General features: G+C 70.1%; 21 protein-coding genes. 10 read left to right on the top strand and 11 right to left on the bottom strand.

The window, feature by feature from the left end:
- Positions 1-197 precede the first annotated feature (197 nt).
- From NZH93_RS11730 to NZH93_RS11705, 6 genes are all read right to left on the bottom strand, one after another.
- Positions 198-812, bottom strand: coding sequence for a hypothetical protein (locus NZH93_RS11730; RefSeq protein WP_259623024.1), 615 nt, complete (start codon positions 810-812; stop codon positions 198-200).
- A 29-nt stretch (positions 813-841) separates the two neighbouring features.
- Positions 842-1,906, bottom strand: a complete 1,065-nt coding sequence (locus NZH93_RS11725; RefSeq protein ID WP_259623023.1) for a dipeptidase — start codon at positions 1,904-1,906, stop codon at positions 842-844.
- Between the two features lie 91 nt (positions 1,907-1,997).
- Complete coding sequence (locus tag NZH93_RS11720) at positions 1,998-3,353, bottom strand: serine hydrolase domain-containing protein (RefSeq protein WP_259623022.1); 1,356 nt, start codon at positions 3,351-3,353, stop codon at positions 1,998-2,000.
- Between the two features lie 72 nt (positions 3,354-3,425).
- On the bottom strand, positions 3,426-3,668 hold the full coding sequence (locus NZH93_RS11715; RefSeq protein ID WP_259623021.1) for a helix-turn-helix transcriptional regulator: 243 nt from the start codon (positions 3,666-3,668) through the stop codon (positions 3,426-3,428).
- A gap of 2 nt (positions 3,669-3,670) precedes the next feature.
- The gene (locus NZH93_RS11710) at positions 3,671-4,510 is read right to left on the bottom strand and encodes an ABC transporter permease (protein WP_259623020.1); all 840 of its coding nucleotides are present in this window, start codon (positions 4,508-4,510) and stop codon (positions 3,671-3,673) included.
- Entirely contained in the window at positions 4,507-5,385 is an 879-nt protein-coding gene (locus NZH93_RS11705; protein ID WP_259623019.1) for an ABC transporter ATP-binding protein, read from the bottom strand. The genes NZH93_RS11710 and NZH93_RS11705 overlap by 4 nt, the downstream gene beginning before the upstream one ends.
- Between NZH93_RS11705 and NZH93_RS51215 the strand changes: the two genes are divergently transcribed.
- The 8 genes from NZH93_RS51215 (at position 5,357) to NZH93_RS11670 (ending at position 12,455) form a co-directional block, all read left to right on the top strand.
- A complete protein-coding gene (locus NZH93_RS51215; RefSeq protein WP_372506610.1) occupies positions 5,357-5,626 on the top strand; it encodes a putative leader peptide in 270 nt (89 codons plus the stop codon). The two genes, NZH93_RS11705 and NZH93_RS51215, sit on opposite strands and share 29 nt — an antisense overlap.
- An 88-nt stretch (positions 5,627-5,714) precedes the next feature.
- Positions 5,715-6,935 (top strand): ROK family protein, encoded by a 1,221-nt coding sequence (locus NZH93_RS11700; protein WP_259623018.1) that lies wholly within the window; start codon positions 5,715-5,717, stop codon positions 6,933-6,935.
- 137 nt (positions 6,936-7,072) lie between these two features.
- The gene (locus tag NZH93_RS11695; protein ID WP_259623017.1) at positions 7,073-8,044 is read left to right on the top strand and encodes a TauD/TfdA dioxygenase family protein; all 972 of its coding nucleotides are present in this window, start codon (positions 7,073-7,075) and stop codon (positions 8,042-8,044) included.
- Positions 8,044-9,090 (top strand): ABC transporter substrate-binding protein, encoded by a 1,047-nt coding sequence (locus NZH93_RS11690; protein ID WP_259623016.1) that lies wholly within the window; start codon positions 8,044-8,046, stop codon positions 9,088-9,090. Before NZH93_RS11695 ends, NZH93_RS11690 begins: the two co-directional genes overlap by 1 nt.
- Positions 9,087-9,926: an ABC transporter permease gene (locus NZH93_RS11685; RefSeq protein WP_259623015.1), complete on the top strand. Its 840-nt coding sequence runs from the start codon at positions 9,087-9,089 to the stop codon at positions 9,924-9,926. The genes NZH93_RS11690 and NZH93_RS11685 overlap by 4 nt, the downstream gene beginning before the upstream one ends.
- Positions 9,902-10,624, top strand: coding sequence for an ABC transporter ATP-binding protein (locus NZH93_RS11680; protein WP_259623014.1), 723 nt, complete (start codon positions 9,902-9,904; stop codon positions 10,622-10,624). Before NZH93_RS11685 ends, NZH93_RS11680 begins: the two co-directional genes overlap by 25 nt.
- Entirely contained in the window at positions 10,621-11,958 is a 1,338-nt protein-coding gene (locus tag NZH93_RS11675) for an LLM class flavin-dependent oxidoreductase (RefSeq protein WP_259623013.1), read from the top strand. Before NZH93_RS11680 ends, NZH93_RS11675 begins: the two co-directional genes overlap by 4 nt.
- A 65-nt stretch (positions 11,959-12,023) precedes the next feature.
- Entirely contained in the window at positions 12,024-12,455 is a 432-nt protein-coding gene (locus NZH93_RS11670) for a pyridoxamine 5'-phosphate oxidase family protein (RefSeq protein WP_259623012.1), read from the top strand.
- On the opposite strand, the gene NZH93_RS11665 is transcribed toward NZH93_RS11670, so the two are convergent.
- Together NZH93_RS11665 and NZH93_RS11660 are read right to left on the bottom strand one after the other, a co-directional pair.
- The gene (locus NZH93_RS11665; protein ID WP_259623011.1) at positions 12,452-13,420 is read right to left on the bottom strand and encodes an anti-sigma factor RsbA family regulatory protein; all 969 of its coding nucleotides are present in this window, start codon (positions 13,418-13,420) and stop codon (positions 12,452-12,454) included. The two genes, NZH93_RS11670 and NZH93_RS11665, sit on opposite strands and share 4 nt — an antisense overlap.
- 139 nt (positions 13,421-13,559) lie before the next feature.
- Positions 13,560-13,715 (bottom strand): hypothetical protein, encoded by a 156-nt coding sequence (locus NZH93_RS11660; protein WP_259623010.1) that lies wholly within the window; start codon positions 13,713-13,715, stop codon positions 13,560-13,562.
- Positions 13,716-13,853: 138 nt separating this feature from the next.
- Here NZH93_RS11660 and NZH93_RS11655 point away from each other — a divergent pair, with 138 nt between their 5' ends.
- Entirely contained in the window at positions 13,854-14,465 is a 612-nt protein-coding gene (locus NZH93_RS11655; protein WP_259623009.1) for a hypothetical protein, read from the top strand.
- Positions 14,466-14,486: 21 nt separating this feature from the next.
- The gene (locus tag NZH93_RS11650) at positions 14,487-14,672 is read left to right on the top strand and encodes a hypothetical protein (protein ID WP_259623008.1); all 186 of its coding nucleotides are present in this window, start codon (positions 14,487-14,489) and stop codon (positions 14,670-14,672) included.
- A gap of 391 nt (positions 14,673-15,063) precedes the next feature.
- Here NZH93_RS11650 and NZH93_RS11645 read toward each other — a convergent pair whose 3' ends face one another.
- From NZH93_RS11645 to NZH93_RS11635, 3 genes are all read right to left on the bottom strand, one after another.
- The gene (locus NZH93_RS11645) at positions 15,064-15,768 is read right to left on the bottom strand and encodes a hypothetical protein (protein ID WP_259623007.1); all 705 of its coding nucleotides are present in this window, start codon (positions 15,766-15,768) and stop codon (positions 15,064-15,066) included.
- Positions 15,769-15,862: 94 nt separating this feature from the next.
- Complete coding sequence (locus NZH93_RS11640) at positions 15,863-16,285, bottom strand: hypothetical protein (protein ID WP_259623006.1); 423 nt, start codon at positions 16,283-16,285, stop codon at positions 15,863-15,865.
- 150 nt (positions 16,286-16,435) lie between these two features.
- The gene (locus tag NZH93_RS11635) at positions 16,436-16,855 is read right to left on the bottom strand and encodes a hypothetical protein (RefSeq protein ID WP_259623005.1); all 420 of its coding nucleotides are present in this window, start codon (positions 16,853-16,855) and stop codon (positions 16,436-16,438) included.
- Positions 16,856-17,042 lie beyond the last annotated feature (187 nt).

The raw sequence follows: 17,042 nt of genomic DNA, 5'->3' as shown, positions 1-17,042 counted from the left end.
GCGGGCCCCTTCGGCAACCCCTAGGAGAATGCTGGTGTGATCTCGGCCGCGCTCGGTTCGCCCGCTCGCCACAGCGGGAACCGCGATCGTCGAGGGAGTGTGCCCCGGATCGCCCGGTTTGTGCGATAGCGACAAAGGCCCGGTCGGGTGGTCCCCATCGTGTCCACTGCCTGCGGGTTTCCGAACAAGCCCCGCGGTCAGTAGGGCAGGCCGCCGACCCGGCGGGCGTGGGCGCCGCGGACGGGGACCTCGGTCCGGCCGAGGAGCCTGCCGAGCGGGGTCAGCGCGGCGAGCAGGCACAGCCCGGCGACCGGGATCAGGTCGAGGGAGACGATCGTGAGCCCGGAGCCGACCAGCACCAGCGCCGGGCTCCACCAGGCGAGCGTCCCGGCGCGGACCAGCAGGACCGTCAGTGCCAGCAGGCCGACGTAGAGCAGCGGCGGGCCCACCACGTAGAAGACCGGCCGGACGCCGGGGACCCCGGTGAAGGCCCTGGTGAACTCGGTCATCCCGGCCCGGTCGGCGGCGACCAGGCCCGCGAGGACGTCGACCACGAACTGCACCACCGTCGTGGCCACGCCGAGGAGCGTCGCGACGACCGCCACCTCACGGGCGGTCGTGCGCGGCATCGCCCGGCGCAGGGCGAGCAGCGCCAGCACGAACAGCAGCAGGCCGACCAGGTTCACCAGGTGAGCGGCCTGCCAGTCCAGGCCGGGCCCGTAGCGGCCGTCCAGCCTGCCGACGAAGCGGATGACGCCGTAGGCGGTGAAGCAGACGGGCAGGGCGAGGAGGCTGGCTCCGGCGAACTTCATACCGGAACCCTGGCACCGGCGCGCGCCGCTCAGCTCAGGGCAATTCCCCCACCCGACCCCGATCCCGGCCCCCTGGGACGCCGGGGTCCCGCTCCCAGGACGCGCAGGACGTTGGCGCCCAGCACCTTGCGCACCAGCGGCTCCGGGAAGCCGCGGCGGAGCAGGGCGTCGGTGACGAGCGGCAGGCCGGCGGGCCCTTCGAGGCCGGGGATCGCGATCTCCGCGTCGACGCCCTCGACGACCAGCGGCCGGTCGCACGCCGGGACCTTCTCGTCGATCACCTCGGACATGAAGTCGCTGCCCAGCCCGACGTGGTCCTCCCCGGCGACCGCCACGACGTGGGCGACGTGGTCCACCAGGTGGTCCAGGGTCGGCTTGTCGTCGGTGAGGAACCCCGCGAAGAAGGTCACGCACACGACGCCGCCGGTGGCCGCGACACCGCGCAGGTGGTCGTCGACGAGGTTGCGGTGGTGCCGGTGCACGGCGTGCGCCGACGAGTGCGTCGCGATCACCGGCCTGGTCGCCAGCTCCAGCACGTGGTCGACGCCGGAACGGCTCAGGTGCGACACGTCCACCAGGACGTCCAGCGCTTCGAGGAGGCCGACCGCCTCGACGCCCGCGCGGGTCAGCCTGCCGCCGGTGGCGTCCTCGGCGGAGCCGTCGGCGAGCATCGACCGGCCGAAGTGCGTGAACGACACGACCCGCACGCCCAGCCGGGACAGGGTGTGCAGGAGTTCCAGGTCGTCGTCGACCTGCGGGCAGCCCTCCAGCGCCAGGACGAGCGCGATCCGCCCGGACGCCAGCGCCGCGTCGATCTCCGCGCCGTCGCGGCAGAGGGCGACGACGTCGGCGTTCGCCTCCGCGATCCGGTGGGCCGCCTCGACCATCCGCAGCGTCTCGCGCAGCGCTCCCTCGGGCCGGAACTCCGCGTCGATGAACACCGGCAGCACCTGCACGTCGACGCCGCCCTCGCGCAACTGCGGGTACCAGTGGTCGCGGAAGTAGGTCGCCCACACCGCGCGGGGGCGGCGCACGACCAGCATCAGCAGGTCGTTGTGCGCGTCGACCACGGTGGCCTCGTGGTGCGGGGTCATCGTGGCCTCCTGCGCGACGCGGGGTGGAATCCGGATCATCCGCCGGACGCGGCCTCCACGCCGGGTGGCGCCACCCGGCGGACGGGCGCGCTCAGCCGACCTTCGGCACCGCCCGCAGCGCGAAGTGCAGGTAAGCGGTGTCGCCGACCGGGTAGAACACCAGCGGCAGCCACTGCTCGCGCTCGTCGGCACGACCGCCGAACAGGGTGTCCGTCACCGCCACGAAGTCGAGTTCCCGCGGCTGGACGAGGTCCGCCGTCTCGCCGCGCCACCGGTAGCTCATGTGCAGCGCGCCGTCGCGGTCGGTCAGCTCGAAGTCGATCCCCTCGCTGCGGTAGGCGCCGAGGTGCCGGGCGAAGTCGACCTCCGGCGGGTCGGACGGCGGCGCGAAGTGCGCCATCCCCACGCCCGCCAGCTCGGCCAGCAGCTCGTGGGTGAGCGTCCCGTGCAGCCCGTCGACCTCGCCGCCGTTGGTCAGCAGCACGATCACCACCCCGGCTCCCGGAACCACCGTCAGGTACGAGTACTGCCCGATCGTCGCGCCGCTGTGGCCGAACACCGGACCGCCCGGCCAGTCGAACAGCTCCCACCCCAGCCCCCAGTGGCTCGGTCCGCGCCACCGGTTGGGCACCTCGACCTCGGGGCGCGTCATGGCCGCGACGGTCTCGGCCCGCAGCACCCGCGTGCCGTCCTGCGCGAGACCGCCGTCCAGGTGCGCACGGGCGAACCGGACGACGTCCGCGGCGCTCGCGACGATGCCGCCCGCGGGTCCGATCGAGCGCGGGAGGCTCCACACCGGAGCCGGTTCCGGGTCGACCCCCGGTCCACCGGTGTGCCCCATCGCCGCGCGGAACCGCAGCACCTCCTCCGGCAGCGTCACCGTGCGCGTCAACCCCAGCGGCTCGACGATCCGCTCGCGCAGCGCGGTGTCCCACACCCGCCCGGTGACGACCTCAACGATCCGGCCGAGGATCTTGAACCCGCTGTTGCAGTACGACATCGTGGCGCCCGGCGCGTGGTTCTGCGGCAGCCCGGCGCACGCCTCCACGTACTTCGCCACGCAGTCGTCACCCCGGCCGGTGTCGTGGAAGAAGTCCCCGTCGATGCCGCTGGTGTGGTTCAGGAGCTGCCGCACCGTCACCGACTTCGTCGCCTCCGCGTCGGCCACCGCGAACTCCGGCAGCACGGACACCACGGTCGCGTCCAGCTCCAGCTCACCCGCTTCGACGAGCTGGGCCACCAGCGTCGCCGTGTACACCTTGCTGATCGAGCCGATCTGGAACAGCGAGTCGACCGTCGTCGCCACCCCCGTGCCGCGGTGCAGCACACCGGTCGCGAACTCGTGGACCTCCCCCTCGGCCAGCACCGCCAGCACCGCACCCGGAACCCGGTGGTCGTGGACCAGTTCGTCGAGCCTGGCCTGCCACCGCGCGTGGTCGAACACCATCGCTTCCCCCTGTCTGGATGGTCACCCCAGAGTGCCGGCGAAGCTGGTGATCGGGTCGGGCAAATGCGGTGTTCAGGACACCTCACCCGGTTGGCTGCCGAGCCGCGGGAACGGTTTCGTGGAGAACACGACCTCCATCGGCACCTCGAAGTGCTCCGCGATGCGCAGCGCGAGGAACAGGCTGGGGCTGTACTCGCCGCGTTCGAGGTAGCCGACGGTCTGGTAGTGCACGCCCAGCGCCTCGGCGAGGTCGCGGCGGGAGATCCCGCGCTCCGCGCGCAGCATGGCGATCCGGTTGTGGATCGTCTCGCTCATCGTCACCCCTGTCCCGCGGCGTCCGGTCGCACGGTCGAGCCGGGTTCCCTCCGTGCCATGCGACGCAGCATGACGGGCGCCGCGACGAGGCCGACGACCGCCCACGCCCCGAGCACTCCGACCATCTCCAGGTGCCGCCACGAGCCGTCGACCTCGGCGAGGACCGCCTGGCTCGGCAGCAGCGCCCACCGCAGCCCCAGGCCCAGCCAGTACACCGGGAACAGCTCGCCGACCCACTGGAGGAACCGGGGCAGCGAGGCCAGCGGGTAGAACACCCCGGAGATCGCCAGCAGGCCCATGACGGGCAACGTGACCAGACCCAGGCTCGCCCGGCTGCGGAACGCCGCGCCGACGACCACGCCGAGCGGCAGGATCGCGAGCAGCCCGAGCACGAGCACCCCCGGCAGGAAGAGCCACGTCACCACGCGGCCCACCTGGACGTCCTCGAACAGCCACGCCGACAGCACCAGCAGGATCAGCGCGGTCTCGACGCAGAGCACGGCGCGGCCGAGCACCGTGCCGACGAGGTAGCCGATCGTCCCGTTGGGCACGGCCTTCATCCGCAGCAGCGTGCCGTCCGACTGGTCGGTGACCAGAGCGAGGGACAGGCCGAGCAGCCCGGTGTAGACGACGCTCACGGCCAGGAGGCCCGGAATCCCCTGCAAGCCGACGTCCAGGGCGGTGTCGCCCATGGTCCGGCCGCTCAGCGCGTGCAGCGCGAACGCGCCGATGACCCACGGCCACAACTCCCCCACCAGTCCGCCGACGTCGAGCGCCCGCTGGCGGAACTCCGTCCAACCGCGGCCCAGCCCGACCCGGACCGCCACCCCGCGAGCGCTCACGGCCGCGCCTCCTGCTTCCGCACCATGGTCATGTACACGTCCTCCAGGCTCGCCCGGCGCACCTCCAGGTCGCCGATCGCCTTGTCGTGCTGCTCGAACAGCTCCCGCACGAAGCCGGTCGCGTCCTCGGTGGCGTGCACGAAGAACTCGCCGTCGAGGCTGTACCGGACCTCGTCGCGGCTCGCGATCCGCCGGGTCAGCTCGGGCGCGCTGCCCTCGGCGACGACCTCGCCTCCGACCAGTAGCACAATGCGGTCGGCCAGCTTCTCGGCCTCGTCCAGGTCGTGCGTGGTCAGCAGGATCGCCGTGTCGTCCAGGTCGGTCAGCCGGTGCACGAGGTCGTGGAACGCCTGCCGCGCCTCGGGGTCGAACCCGGTGGTCGGCTCGTCCAGGAACAGCACCTCCGGCCGTCCGACGACGCCGACCGCCACGTCCAGCCTGCGCCGCTGCCCGCCGGACAGCGTGCCGACGACCGTCCGCGCCTGCCCGGTCAGCCCGACCAGCTCCAGCAGCTCGTCGACGGCGAAGGGCGTGCGGTACGGCGGGTAGAAGCGGGCGAAGTGGTCCAGCAGTTCGGCGACCCGCCACCTGCCGTGGTCCCGCCACGACTGGAGCACCACGCCGACGCGCGCCCGCCAGGCCTCGTCACCGGTCAGCGGGTCGACGCCGAGCACCCGGACCTCACCGGCCGACGGCTTGCGGAAGCCCTCCAGGATCTCGACGGTCGTGGTCTTGCCCGCGCCGTTCGGCCCCAGCAGCGCCACCACCTCGCCGCGGTGCGCGCGGACGTCCACGCCGTGCAGCACGGCGGTCGCCCCGTAGCTCATCCGCAACCCGCGCACGTCGATGACGGGTTCCGCACCCCCCAACGCCATCGCGTCCCCTTTCATCGTCACTGTGCGTCGAAATGTAGCAGACCTACTACATATGATCAGACTTCCACATCATTTTCACCGGTCCCACATCCTGAGCCGACCTCACCGACCCTTGGCCGGACCTCGCCGGGGTGCCAGCATCGGAGCCATGTCCCAGGCAGCCGCGCTGAGCACGCGCCGTCACGTCGACCTCCGTCGACAGGCGAGCGCGATCTGTGCGGCGCCCGGTCGGCCCGCCTGACAGTCCACTGAGGACAGGCCCTCCGCGAGCGCGGGTTCGTTGCGCTCACTGGGGAAGTGACCGCCTGACCCCACCGGGGAGGGACATCGTGCACAACCCCCACCGCGTCCTCGTCGGCGACGGACGCCGCACCTCCAACGCCGCGGCGGTGCTGCGCTCGGTGCTGGACAACGGCCCGGTCGCGCGCAGCACCATCGCGCGGCTCACCGGGCTCAGCGCCGCCGCCGTGACGCGGCAGTACGCCGAACTGGCGGGCCTCGGCCTGCTGCGCGAGGTCGACAACCGCGTCCCGCGGGCGACGATCGGCCGACCGCACATCCCGGTCGACATCGACGTGGACCAGCACGTGGTGTGCGGCGTCCACATCGCCTTCGCGCACACCACGGTGGCGCTGGTCGACCTGCGCGGCCGGGTGCGGGCGCGGGAACGGGAACCGCACGCGGGCACCGGTCCCACCGCCGTGCTCACCAGGGCGGCCGACCGGGTCCCGGACTTCCTGGCCCGGCACGCGGACGGGCGCACGCCGCTCGGCGTCGGCGTGGCCATCGGCGGCTGGGTCGACCCGGCGTCGGGCGTGGTCGTGCGGCACAGCCAACTGGGCTGGCACGACGTGGCCGCGCGCGACCTGCTGCACGCGCGGGTCGGCCTGCCGGTGCACGTGGAGAGCCACTCGCGGGCGCTCGCGCGGGCCGAGCAGATGTTCGGCGACGCGCGGGCGCGGACCAGCCTGGTCCACCTGTTCGTCGGCAACGTGGTGGACGCGGCCATCGCGACCGGCGGCGCCGTGCACCACGGGCCCCGGTCGGCCGCTGGCGACATCGCGCACCTCCCGGTGGACGGCGGCGACCGGCGATGTCCTTGCGGCAGAACGGGATGCCTGGAGGCGGAGGTCTCCGACCGGTCCGTCGCGGAACGCGCGGCGGCCGCCGGGATCATCACCGCGCCGGTGCTGACCGACCTCCTGGACGCCGCGGTGGCGGGTGACCGCAGGGCCGTCGAGCTGTTCCGGACGCGCGCGAGGCAGGTCGGGCGGGTCGCCGCACTGCTGCTGGACGTGATCAACCCGGACGTGCTCGTCGTGACCGAACTCGGCTCGATCCACCTCCCGGAGTGCCTCGCGGACCTGCACGAGGTGGTCGCCGAGCGGTCGCGCCGCGACGGTCCGGAACAGGCCGTCGTCACGACCAGCTTCGGCGCCGACGTGCTCAGCGTGGCGGCGGGAGCCGTCGTGCTGCACCACGTCTACGAACGACCGCTCGAATTGCACGGAAATCCCGCGACGAGTTATTTTCAGAAATCGCAAAATTGACAGGCCGCACGCGTCGATAGACGATAGGACCAGACAAAGAAGTCGAAGACACCGGCACTGAGCTGGCCTTTTATTCACAAAGCCCTGGATGCGCGATGCATTGTCGCGCCTATTCGACGCACCCGAAAAGGACCATCATGACGTCCCTTCAGGAATCCAAGACCGCTTTTTCCGCACGCCCGGTCGCGGGCCACATCGGCGCCGAGATCTCCGGCGTCGACATTTCCCGCCCGCTGGACGCCACCACCGTGGAACAGCTCAAGGCCGCTCTCCGGACGCACAAGGTGATCTTCTTCCGCGACCAGGACCTCGACCACGCGAGCCAGATCGCGTTCGGCCGCCAGTTCGGTGAGCTGACCTACGCCCACCCGCACGACGACGCGCCGCCGACCGGCTTCCCGGAGATCTTCACCATCGACCCGAAGCGGTACGAGGAGCGCTACGGCAAGGACTTCAAGTCCCAGGTGAAGCGCCGCCGGTACAGCTACTTCTCCGGCTGGCACACCGACGTCACCGCGGCGGTGAACCCGCCCGCGGCCTCCATCCTGCGTTCGGAGGTCGTGCCCGAACAGGGTGGCGACACCACCTGGACGAACCTCGTCGCGGCGTACCAAGGGCTTTCGCAGCCGGTGAAGTCCTTCGTGGACGGTCTGCGCGCCGAGCACCGCTACGGCGGCGACCAGAAGCCCGCGGACGACGGCAGCGCGTACGCCAAGCGCGTCAACGACAACCTGCTCGTCGCGCACCACCCGGTGGTCCGCGTCCACCCGGAGACCGGCGAGCGGGCCCTGTTCGTGAACCCCGGCTTCACCAGCCACCTGCTCGACGTGTCCCCGCAGGAGAGCAAGGCGGTCCTCGACCTGCTGTACGCCGAGATCACCCGCCCCGAGTACACCGTGCGCTTCCGCTGGGAGCCGGGCAGCGTCGCGTTCTGGGACAACCGCGCCACCGCGCACCTCGCGCCGCGCGACCTCGACCACCTGGACGTCGAGCGGCGGCTGCACCGGGTCACCCTGATCGGCGACCTGCCGGTCGGGCCGGACGGCCGCGAGTCCGACCTGGTGGCGGGCAGGCCGTTCACGGCCGACCACGCCGTGGTGGTCGACTGATGACCGCGGTCGCCCGCCGCTCGTTCCTCGCCGGACTGGCGGGACTGGGAGCGCTCGGCGTGGTGGGGTGCGCCGCCGCGGGCGGGGCGCCCACCGCCGCGCTCGGCACCGGACCGCTGCCCACCACCGTCCCGCCGGGCACCAGGCTGACGATCTCCATCCGCACCACGCTCAAGCAACTCGAGGCGTCCGGCGAGCTCGCGAAACTCCCCTTCCAGGTCACCGACTGGCCGAACATCGCGGCCGGACCGGACGTCATCCAGGCGTTCCGCGCCAACTCCGTCGACCTCGCCACCAACGCGGGCATCCCGCCCATCCAGGCCGCCGCCATCCGGTTCGACGCGCGGATCGTCGCCGTCTCGGTGCGGGACAAGCCGATCTACAAGTTCGCCACCGCCGCCGGGTCGCCGATCACCTCGCTCGCCGACCTCGCGGGCAAGAGGATCGCGTTCTCCCAGGGTCAGGCGCAGGGCGTGGTCGTGCTGCGCACGCTGAAGGAGCTGGGGCTGAAGAACACCGACGTCCAACTCGTCCCGCTGAACAGCCCGCAGTTCCTGACCGCGTTGCAGGCCAAGCAGGTCGACGTCGCCGTGCTCGCCGAGCCGGTGCTGACGAAGTACCTGTCGCAGTACGAGCAGGACGGCGCGCGGGCCGTCGACATGAACGCCGTCGACCTGCTGACCGTGCTGTGGGCGCCGGTCCCGGTGCTCGCCGACGAGGCGAAGCTCGCCGCCGTCCGGGCCTTCATCCCCTTCTGGGCCAGGGGCCAGGTGTGGGCGTGGGAGAACCCCGACGCCTGGATCGACTCCTACTACGTCAAGGAGCAGGCCGTGTCCACGGCCGACGGGGCGCGGATCGTGCGGGCCAACGAGAAGCCCCTGATCGCGGCGAACTGGGACCGGGCCATCGCCTGGGAGCAGGAGACCGCCGACCTGCTGGCCGAGGGCGGGTTCACCCCGCCGATCAAGGCGGCCGACCTGTTCGACCGGCGCTTCGAGACCGTCGCCGCCGACGCCGTTCCCGCCGAGTACCGGAGCACCGCATGACGCGCACGCTGGAACCACCGCCGCGGGCCACGTCCCCGCCCGTCACCACCCGGACCCGCAAGCGCAGGCTGGGCCTCGGAAAGCCGATCCCGTTCGGCCGGGTGCTCGGCCCGCTGCTGCTGATCGGCCTGTGGAGCGCCGCCTCCGCGACCGGGCTGCTCGACCCGAGGATCCTGTCCGCGCCGTGGACGGTCGTCGAGGCGGGCGTGCGGCTCACCGAGGACGGCACGCTCCCCGACAGCATCGCGACCTCGTTGAGCAGGGCCGCGATCGGTTTCCTGGTCGGCGCGTCCGTCGGCACGTCGCTGGCCGTCGCCGCCGGGCTGAGCCGGATCGGCGAGGCGCTGATCGACGGCTCGGTCCAGGTCAAGCGCGCGATCCCGACGCTCGGGCTGATCCCGCTGCTGATCCTGTGGCTGGGCATCGGCGAGGCGTTCAAGATCGTGGTGATCGCGCTCGGCGTCGCCGTCACGCTCTACATCCAGACCTACTCGTCGCTGACCGGCATCGACAGCCGGTACGTCGAACTGGCCGAGGTGGTCGGGCTCAACCGGCGGCAGTTCGTCCGCAAGGTCGTGTTCCCCGGCGCGCTCCCCGGTTTCTTCGTCGGCCTGCGGCTCGGCGTGACGGGCTCGTGGCTGGCGCTGGTGGTGCTGGAGCAGATCAACGCGACCAGCGGCATCGGCTACCTGATGTTCCAGGCGCAGAACTACGGCCAGACCGAGGTGATCCTCGTCGGGCTCGTCGTCTACGGCCTGTTCGGCTTCGTGTCCGACGCGCTGCTGCGCGTCCTCGAGAGGAGGGTGCTGTCGTGGCGTCGAACGCTCGCGGGCTGAGGGTGGCGAACCTGGTGCGGCGCTTCGGCGACCGGGCCGTGCTGGACGGGCTCGACCTGGACATCGCGCCCGGCGAGTTCGTGGCGCTGCTGGGCCGCAGCGGCTCGGGCAAGAGCACGCTGCTGCGCGCCATCGCCGGGCTGGACTACGACGTGACGGGCACCGGCGAACTGGACGTCCCGGACCGGGTCTCGGTGGCGTTCCAGGACTCCCGGCTGCTGCCGTGGCTGCGGGTGCTGGACAACGTGGTGCTCGGCGTCGGCGGTTCCGACGCCCGTGAGCACGGGCGGCAGGCGCTCGCCGAGGTCGGCCTGGAGGGGCGGGAACGCGCGTGGCCCAGCGAGCTGTCCGGCGGCGAGCAGCAGCGGGTCGCGCTGGCCCGCTGCCTGGTGCGCGACCCCGAGGTGCTGCTGGCCGACGAGCCCTTCGGGTCGCTCGACGCGTTGACCCGCATCAGGATGCACGGCCTGCTGCGCGAGCTGTGCGCGCGGCACCGGCCCGCGGTCCTGCTCGTCACGCACGACGTGGACGAGGCCGTGGAACTGGCCGACCGCGTCGTCGTGCTGGAGGACGGCCGCATCCGCCTGGACGTCGCCGTCACCCTGCCCGCTCCCCGCTCGCACCGCGATCCGGGTTTCCAGTCCTACCGCGACCAGCTCCTCCTCGCGCTCGGCATCACCGAAGGGGCCACGCCGTGACCCGGCAACTCCACCTCAACCTGTTCCTGCACGACACCGGCCACCACGAGGCGTCCTGGCGGCTGCCGGGCAGCTCGCCGACCGCCAACACCGACATCGAGTACCACGAACGCCTCGCGCGGCTGGCCGAGGCGGGCACGTTCGACTCGCTGTTCCTGGCCGACAGCCCGGTGCAGTTCAACGACCCCGGCCGCCGCCCGGCGGGACGGCTCGAACCGACCGTCCTGCTGACCGCGCTGGCGCGGGCGACCGAGCGGATCGGCCTGATCGCGACGGCGTCGACCACGTACAACTCGCCGTTCAACCTCGCCAGGCGGTTCTCCTCGCTCGACCACGTCAGCGGCGGACGGGCGGGCTGGAACATCGTCACGACCGCGGGCGACGACGCGGCCCGCAACTTCGGGCTGGAGCACCAGCCCCCGCACATCGAGCGGTACGAGCGGGCCGCCGAGTTCGTCGAGGTGTCCAAGAAGCTGTGGGACTCCTGGGAGGACGACGCGGTCGTCGCCGACCGGGAGCGCGGGGTGCACGCCGAACCGTCGCGCGTGCACGTGGTCGACCACGTCGGCAAGCACTTCCGCGTGCGCGGGCCGCTCAACGTGCCGCGCTCCCCGCAGGGCTACCCGCTGCTGGTGCAGGCAGGGTCGTCGGCCGACGGGCGGCAATTCGCCGCCCGGCACGCGGAGGCCGTGTTCACCGCGCAGCAGACCCTGGAGGAGGCGCGGGCGTTCTACGCCGACCTGAAGCGGCGGGCCGGGCAGGCGGGACGCGCGGCCGAGGGGGTGAAGATCCTGCCGGGGCTGGTGCCGGTGATCGGCTCGACCGAGGCGGAGGCGCTGGCCGCCGACGCCGAACTGGAGGCGCTGATCGTCCCCGAGTACGCCAAGCGGCAACTCGCCCACCTGCTGAAGGTGCCGTCCGAGCACCTGGACCTCGACCGGCAACTCCCGGCCGACCTTCCGCCGGAGGAGGCGATCGAGGGGTCCAAGAGCCGGTACACGCTGATCGTGGAACTGGCCCGCCGCGAGCGGCTGACCGTGCGCGAGCTGATCGGCAGGCTGGGCGGCGGCCGGGGGCACCAGACGTTCACCGGCACGCCGGAGCAGGTCGCGGACACCGTGGAGCGCTGGTTCACCGCGGGCGCCGCCGACGGGTTCAACATCATGCCCGCCGTGCTGCCCTCGGGGCTGGAGGTGTTCGTCGAGCACGTCATCCCGGTCCTGCGGGCTCGCGGGCTGTTCCGCGCCGAGTACACCGGCACAACCCTGCGCGACCACTACGGCCTGCCCCGACCGGCCAACCGGCTGACATCGCGGGAGGAGGACGTCGCGTAGGCGTGGGGAGCGCGCGGAACGGGAACCCCCCTGGGTGAGCGATCCGCGACCCACGAGGAGAAGGCATGATCAGGACGGCCGCAGAGACCCGCAAGGCCACCGACGCCCGCGCCGGTGTGCTGACCACCGTCGACGCCGTCGGCAGGCTCGTCAGCAGGCCGATGGCGCGGCAGGCGGTGGGCCCCGACGGCGACCTGTGGTTCGTGATCGAGCGCGACTCGCGCGAGGTCGCCCACATCGCGGCGGTCCCCGAGGTGTCCGTCACGCTCACCTCGGAGGACGCCAGCGTCTCGATCTTCGGCATCGCGGCGGTCGTGGACGACCCCACCGAGGCCTGTGACCTGGGGACCGGCTGGCCGGAGGACCCCGACGTCGTGCTGGTCAGGGTGACCGCGATGTCGGCGGACTACCCGGACGCCCCCGACGGCGGGATCGTGTACTTACCGGACCTCGCGACCTCGGAGCCCGACGACGACCGCTCGGGCGGCCAGGCCTAGCGGTCCACCCGCGGTGGGCCCGCGACGACGCGGACGGTGAAACCCTCGTCGTCGCGCCCCAGCGTGACGTAGCTGCACGTCTGGTAGGTGAGCCACAGCCCGAGGCCCGCCGTGACCGTCTTCGTCGTGGGCAGCAGGCCCACCGTCGGGTCGGACGGACCGGGCCCCTGGTCGGTGACGGTCAGCACGACGTGGTCCCGGTCGGCCCACAGCCGGAAGCGGACGGGTGGGCGGCCGTGGCTCAGGGCGTTCGTCACGGCCTCGCTCGCGGCGAAGACCAGGTCGTCGGCCTCGTCCTCGGTGAGGGTGGTGCCCGCAGTGGCCTCGCGGACGGCTCGGCGCACGTCGACCGGCGCGGGGTCGAGCAGCACCAGCGCGGGCGAGCGCGACTCCAGGGCGTCCGGCAGCGGTCTCGGCCGCGTGGTGAGGAAGCCCGACGGCTCCTCGTACCGGGGGTTCACCCGGTGGTCGCCCTCGGCCGTCAGGATGCGGGGGTGCGTGCGCGCGACGTCGGCGAGCACGGCCGCGGGCGTGGTGCGGGTGTCGTACGGGCACATGCCCCACAGCGGGAAGTCGTCGAACGCCTGGTTCACGACCGCCTCGTAGCGGGCCCACCAGTCCCACGGCACGCCGACGCCGGGGTGCGGGACGTCACCGATCACCCGGATCTGCCGGGCGCCCGCCGCGGTGAGCTCGGCGAACACCTCGCGGTAGCGCTTGATCGCGCTGGTGGGCCGGGAGTACCGGTCGTCGGCGGCCACGTAGGTGATCCCGGTGGCGGAACCGCCCAGCTCCGCGCGGAGCAGCTTCTCGTTGAGGCCCCCGCACGCGACCAGGGTCGGCTCCCCCGCGGCGACGCCGTCGAGCACGAACGGTGCGACGAGGGCCAGGAACTCCTCGTCGGAGTCGTAGAAGGCCGTCTCGTGGTAGTAGCCCTCGTACCCGCGCGCCGCCCCGGATCTCACTCGCGCGCCTCCACTTCCACACCTGCCACGTCCACCGCCGTCCGCGCGCCGTGGTCGCGGTCACCGGGCTCCGAACGGGCAGGGCTGACGCGGACGACGGGCGCGAGGCGCACACCCGCGAACACTACCCGGACGGCGGCTAGGCGGGACCCGCCGTCGAAGGCAGCCCCGCGACCGCCTTGGTCATGGACTCCACGACCTCGTCGCCCAGCTTCTCGAACTCCGACTTGAGGAACGGGTCGGCCACCGCAAGTGCTCTGGTCAGCAGCTTCCCGTTGAACGGCTGCGTGATCATCTGCCCAACGGAACATCCAACGAACACCAGAGCAACGGGCTGCACCTGCGACGACCACGAGAGTGATCGGAGTTCGTCCCACTTGGCAGTATTCATGTCTCACACCTTGGGATAGATTGGTCACGGGGAGTAATCCCCGTGACCACCAAGAGTGAGACCCAGGAGAGCATCATGACTGCCGCAACGATCGCCAAGCCTGACGCGAAGGCCAAGGCACCGACCACCCGCAAGGCAGTGTCCAAGCCTACGAACCCCGTGATTGTCGAGCCGGACGCGACTGCCCCCGTGGAAGCACAGTCGGCCGAGCCGGTTGCCGCCAAGCCAACTACCCAGACGGCCGACGCGGAGGTCTCCAAGGAGGTCGAGAAGGTCTCCCAGACCTCCCCGAAGAAGTCGGACCGCTACACCGACCCGGTTGTTGCTGCGGAGATCGCAAAGCGCCTGGCGGGTGCGCGGACGGCCGGTTTCACCCGTCCCGTGCTGATGGAACTGACCGGGATGACCGCTTCCGCCATCTGGCGCGCCGAGCACAGCAAGTCGCACCCCACCGAGGTCGACACCCTCACGGCAATGCTGGACCGAATCGACAGCGGCGAGGTCAAGCCGGTCAAGCACGTGAAGCCTGGCCGTGTAGCCAAGAACGCGAAGGTGGTCGAGGCACTGACTGCCGCGCTTGAAGAGAAGACGCTCGCCGGGGCGCGCAAGCTGATCACCGACGCGCTCGCCTTGATCAACGGTTCCGCGAAGTAAGCGCGCCGGGGAGTGATGATCATGACCAACGCTCACGACGTCACCACTGACCGCTACATCGTCACGATCACCGTCGGGCCGTACGCCTTCGAGTTCACCACCTGGGCCGAGAATGCGAATCATGCCGAGAACGAAGTCCGCACGCTGATCAGCGCCACGGGAGGTAGCACGGCAGGCGTGACGTTCGAGGTCGAGCTGTACGACTGATTACCGGCCGAACCTAGTTCCACAGCAACCCGCACCGGTCACACCGAGTGCGGGTGTGCTGCGTTTGCCGGCTGTCCAGGGGTAGCAGTCGACGGCTGATGCTCGGACTCCCCCTGGTGCTGCTCAGACATCCTTCCGGACGTCGAAACGGCTGGTTGGTTGATCGCTACCCGATCGGCAGTCGAGTCCATCTCAGTGCCCGTCAGCGGTTCAGGGTCCGGCTGAGAGTTGAGACCGAGCATGGCCAACAACTCGGCGCAGTCGTCAGCGTCCAGTGCCTTCCGCGTGACAAGCCGTACGACTCGTCGATCACGCTCCGGGTCGGGCTTGATCACGGCGCTCGGGATGACCTCGGGAAAAGTCACCCCGAATCGCTTCATCGGGTCCGCCATCAGAACGGGTGAACGATCACGGACCGGTTGGTCCAGATCGCGGCCGCCGCGAACGCCGGACCAGCCGTGAGCTTGAAAGCCGGTTTGACCGTGATGTGCGCGTAGCCACCCACGTTGTGAGTGTTGGAGTAGGCGACCGTCTGTTGGATCCCCATCGCGGCACCGGGGTCGAGCACCATCGCAGCCCGAGCATCGGACGCTGCGATGTTAGCTCCATCCAAGTCAGCATATGCCGCGTAGCTGAACCTCGCCGCGCTCCGCGCCCCCGAGAGATCGACCTGCGCGGTCAACATAATCAGGAATCGACCGCTGTATGTCGTGAACGTGACGTCATTGCCGCTCTCGACGTAACCCGAACTTGTACCCGTGCCCTGACTCTGGTTGAGAGGGCCGGGGGTGATGCCGGTGCTGAAGCTGATAGCGCTGCGCGCCTCCACCGTGTCCGAACCAGGGGCGACGATCGAACCAAGTACAAAATACGAGTTCTTCCAACGCAGCAGTCCGACAATACTGCCTGCCCTAATGGTGACAATGTCCGAGCTGTCCATGACAGAGACATTGTTGAACGTTGCTCCACGGGTTTTGATGACGTTCTCGCCGGTGTCAGGGTTCCACGACACGACGAAACCCTGACTGAAGCCGACTTCGGACGGGTCTACTCCAGACATGAACTGCGTGAGATCGGCCGAGCGAGGAACTGCCATGTCTTCACTTCTCCTTGTCAGTGTCGGCGACCCGCGCTCAAACATCCACTAGCGCCGCTGGTGCATCGACCGAGCAATCAAACCGGACGACCGGTCAATCGCTATCCGTCGACTGGTCGGGTTCGTCAGAAAGAGACTCAGCGGTCGTGGTGTCAGCGGGAATGAAGCCGCTCCACTCAAGAATCGTTCGGATGTTCTGGGCCTCTTCAGCGGGAATGATCTTAAGCATGTCGCCCAGAGAGCGCTGGGATTCGCGAGGCATCCACCACTGAACAGCCACGGCATATGCCATAGCGAGTGCAGCGAGCTGCGGTCGTCGGAGATTCAGCACCGAGTGCTGCTTGATGACTCCGGCGTCTTCCAGCCCCTCCACGCTCTCGTCCATCAGCATCTTCGCGGCTGCGCGTTGCTCGTCGAGCGTGGGTTCGTAGACGTCGACAACCGTCCCAAGCTCACGCTTTGCCGCCTCACTGGCTGAGACCAGCGCGAGCACGACCTCATTCCGAATCTCGGTCATCGGCCTGCCTCTTTCGCTTGTCTTGAATGAGCTCCGGTGACACTTGGCTGCCACGCTTCCACGCTTTATTCAGGTAAACCTGGAGACGGCCCAACTTCTCCTCAGAGCGCGATGGAGTATTGAAGTTGGCCCTACGATTTCGGCGCAATGTCATCGGTTCCGCCCAACTCGTGCGCGTTGCTTTTCGAGATCACGCATCGCGTTGTCAAGTCTACATACGTCGTTGAGGCAGGGGCCACAGTCACAAGGACTCGGAAGAGGTGGCAGAACTCCGGCCGCCAGCACAGCAATCAGCTTTCCATTTCGCTCAACGCGCCGTGGGTAGCAGGCGGTTGCGAAACTCTTAACACGATTGCCAGAAGCCGCAAGTGCGCGCACCTGTTCATCCGCGTCCAAATGAAATCCTGGCACGCTTACTGTGCAGGCGGCTACCAGATCTTGCTCACGCCAATCACCACTGATCGAGTAGCGATCCAGCAGCATTACCTGGAAGGGCTCAACGCCATAACGCAGTGCGCCCGATACCCAAATACCGTGTTTGTCTTCCCCGGCCACAACGTCGGCGACCACGTAGCGAGGATCGTCGTAATGCTCGGACACCTGACTGATCGACAGATTGGACCTAGTGCTGAAGTGCCCGCCAGTGGCTAGTGGTCCGGTTCTTACGAGACTGCCGCTAGCCGTCCTTACCGGGTGGCGGTGAAACTTCGAGTATCTTCCATCTCTAGACCTAGGAGGCGTGACACCGGGGATTCCG

It is taken from the genome of Umezawaea endophytica (assembly GCF_025061645.1).
Lineage (GTDB): Bacteria > Actinomycetota > Actinomycetes > Mycobacteriales > Pseudonocardiaceae > Umezawaea > Umezawaea endophytica.
The sequence above is the reverse complement of the archived record's forward strand: the minus strand, read 5'-3'. Positions and strand labels throughout refer to the sequence as shown.

Excerpts from the sequence above, each read along its gene's own strand:
- NZH93_RS11660 (WP_259623010.1), bottom strand. The coding sequence starts at position 13,715 with ATGATCACGCAGCCGTTCAACGGGAAGCTGCTGACCAGAGCACTTGCG.
- NZH93_RS11730 (WP_259623024.1), bottom strand. The coding sequence starts at position 812 with ATGAAGTTCGCCGGAGCCAGCCTCCTCGCCCTGCCCGTCTGCTTCACC.
- NZH93_RS11725 (WP_259623023.1), bottom strand. The coding sequence starts at position 1,906 with ATGACCCCGCACCACGAGGCCACCGTGGTCGACGCGCACAACGACCTG.
- NZH93_RS11685 (WP_259623015.1), top strand. The coding sequence starts at position 9,087 with ATGACGCGCACGCTGGAACCACCGCCGCGGGCCACGTCCCCGCCCGTC.
- NZH93_RS11690 (WP_259623016.1), top strand. The coding sequence starts at position 8,044 with ATGACCGCGGTCGCCCGCCGCTCGTTCCTCGCCGGACTGGCGGGACTG.
- NZH93_RS11705 (WP_259623019.1), bottom strand. The coding sequence starts at position 5,385 with ATGGCGTTGGGGGGTGCGGAACCCGTCATCGACGTGCGCGGGTTGCGG.
- NZH93_RS11720 (WP_259623022.1), bottom strand. The coding sequence starts at position 3,353 with ATGGTGTTCGACCACGCGCGGTGGCAGGCCAGGCTCGACGAACTGGTC.
- NZH93_RS11695 (WP_259623017.1), top strand. The coding sequence starts at position 7,073 with ATGACGTCCCTTCAGGAATCCAAGACCGCTTTTTCCGCACGCCCGGTC.
- NZH93_RS51215 (WP_372506610.1), top strand. The coding sequence starts at position 5,357 with ATGACGGGTTCCGCACCCCCCAACGCCATCGCGTCCCCTTTCATCGTC.
- NZH93_RS11640 (WP_259623006.1), bottom strand. The coding sequence starts at position 16,285 with ATGACCGAGATTCGGAATGAGGTCGTGCTCGCGCTGGTCTCAGCCAGT.
- NZH93_RS11645 (WP_259623007.1), bottom strand. The coding sequence starts at position 15,768 with ATGGCAGTTCCTCGCTCGGCCGATCTCACGCAGTTCATGTCTGGAGTA.
- NZH93_RS11715 (WP_259623021.1), bottom strand. The coding sequence starts at position 3,668 with ATGAGCGAGACGATCCACAACCGGATCGCCATGCTGCGCGCGGAGCGC.
- NZH93_RS11670 (WP_259623012.1), top strand. The coding sequence starts at position 12,024 with ATGATCAGGACGGCCGCAGAGACCCGCAAGGCCACCGACGCCCGCGCC.
- NZH93_RS11650 (WP_259623008.1), top strand. The coding sequence starts at position 14,487 with ATGACCAACGCTCACGACGTCACCACTGACCGCTACATCGTCACGATC.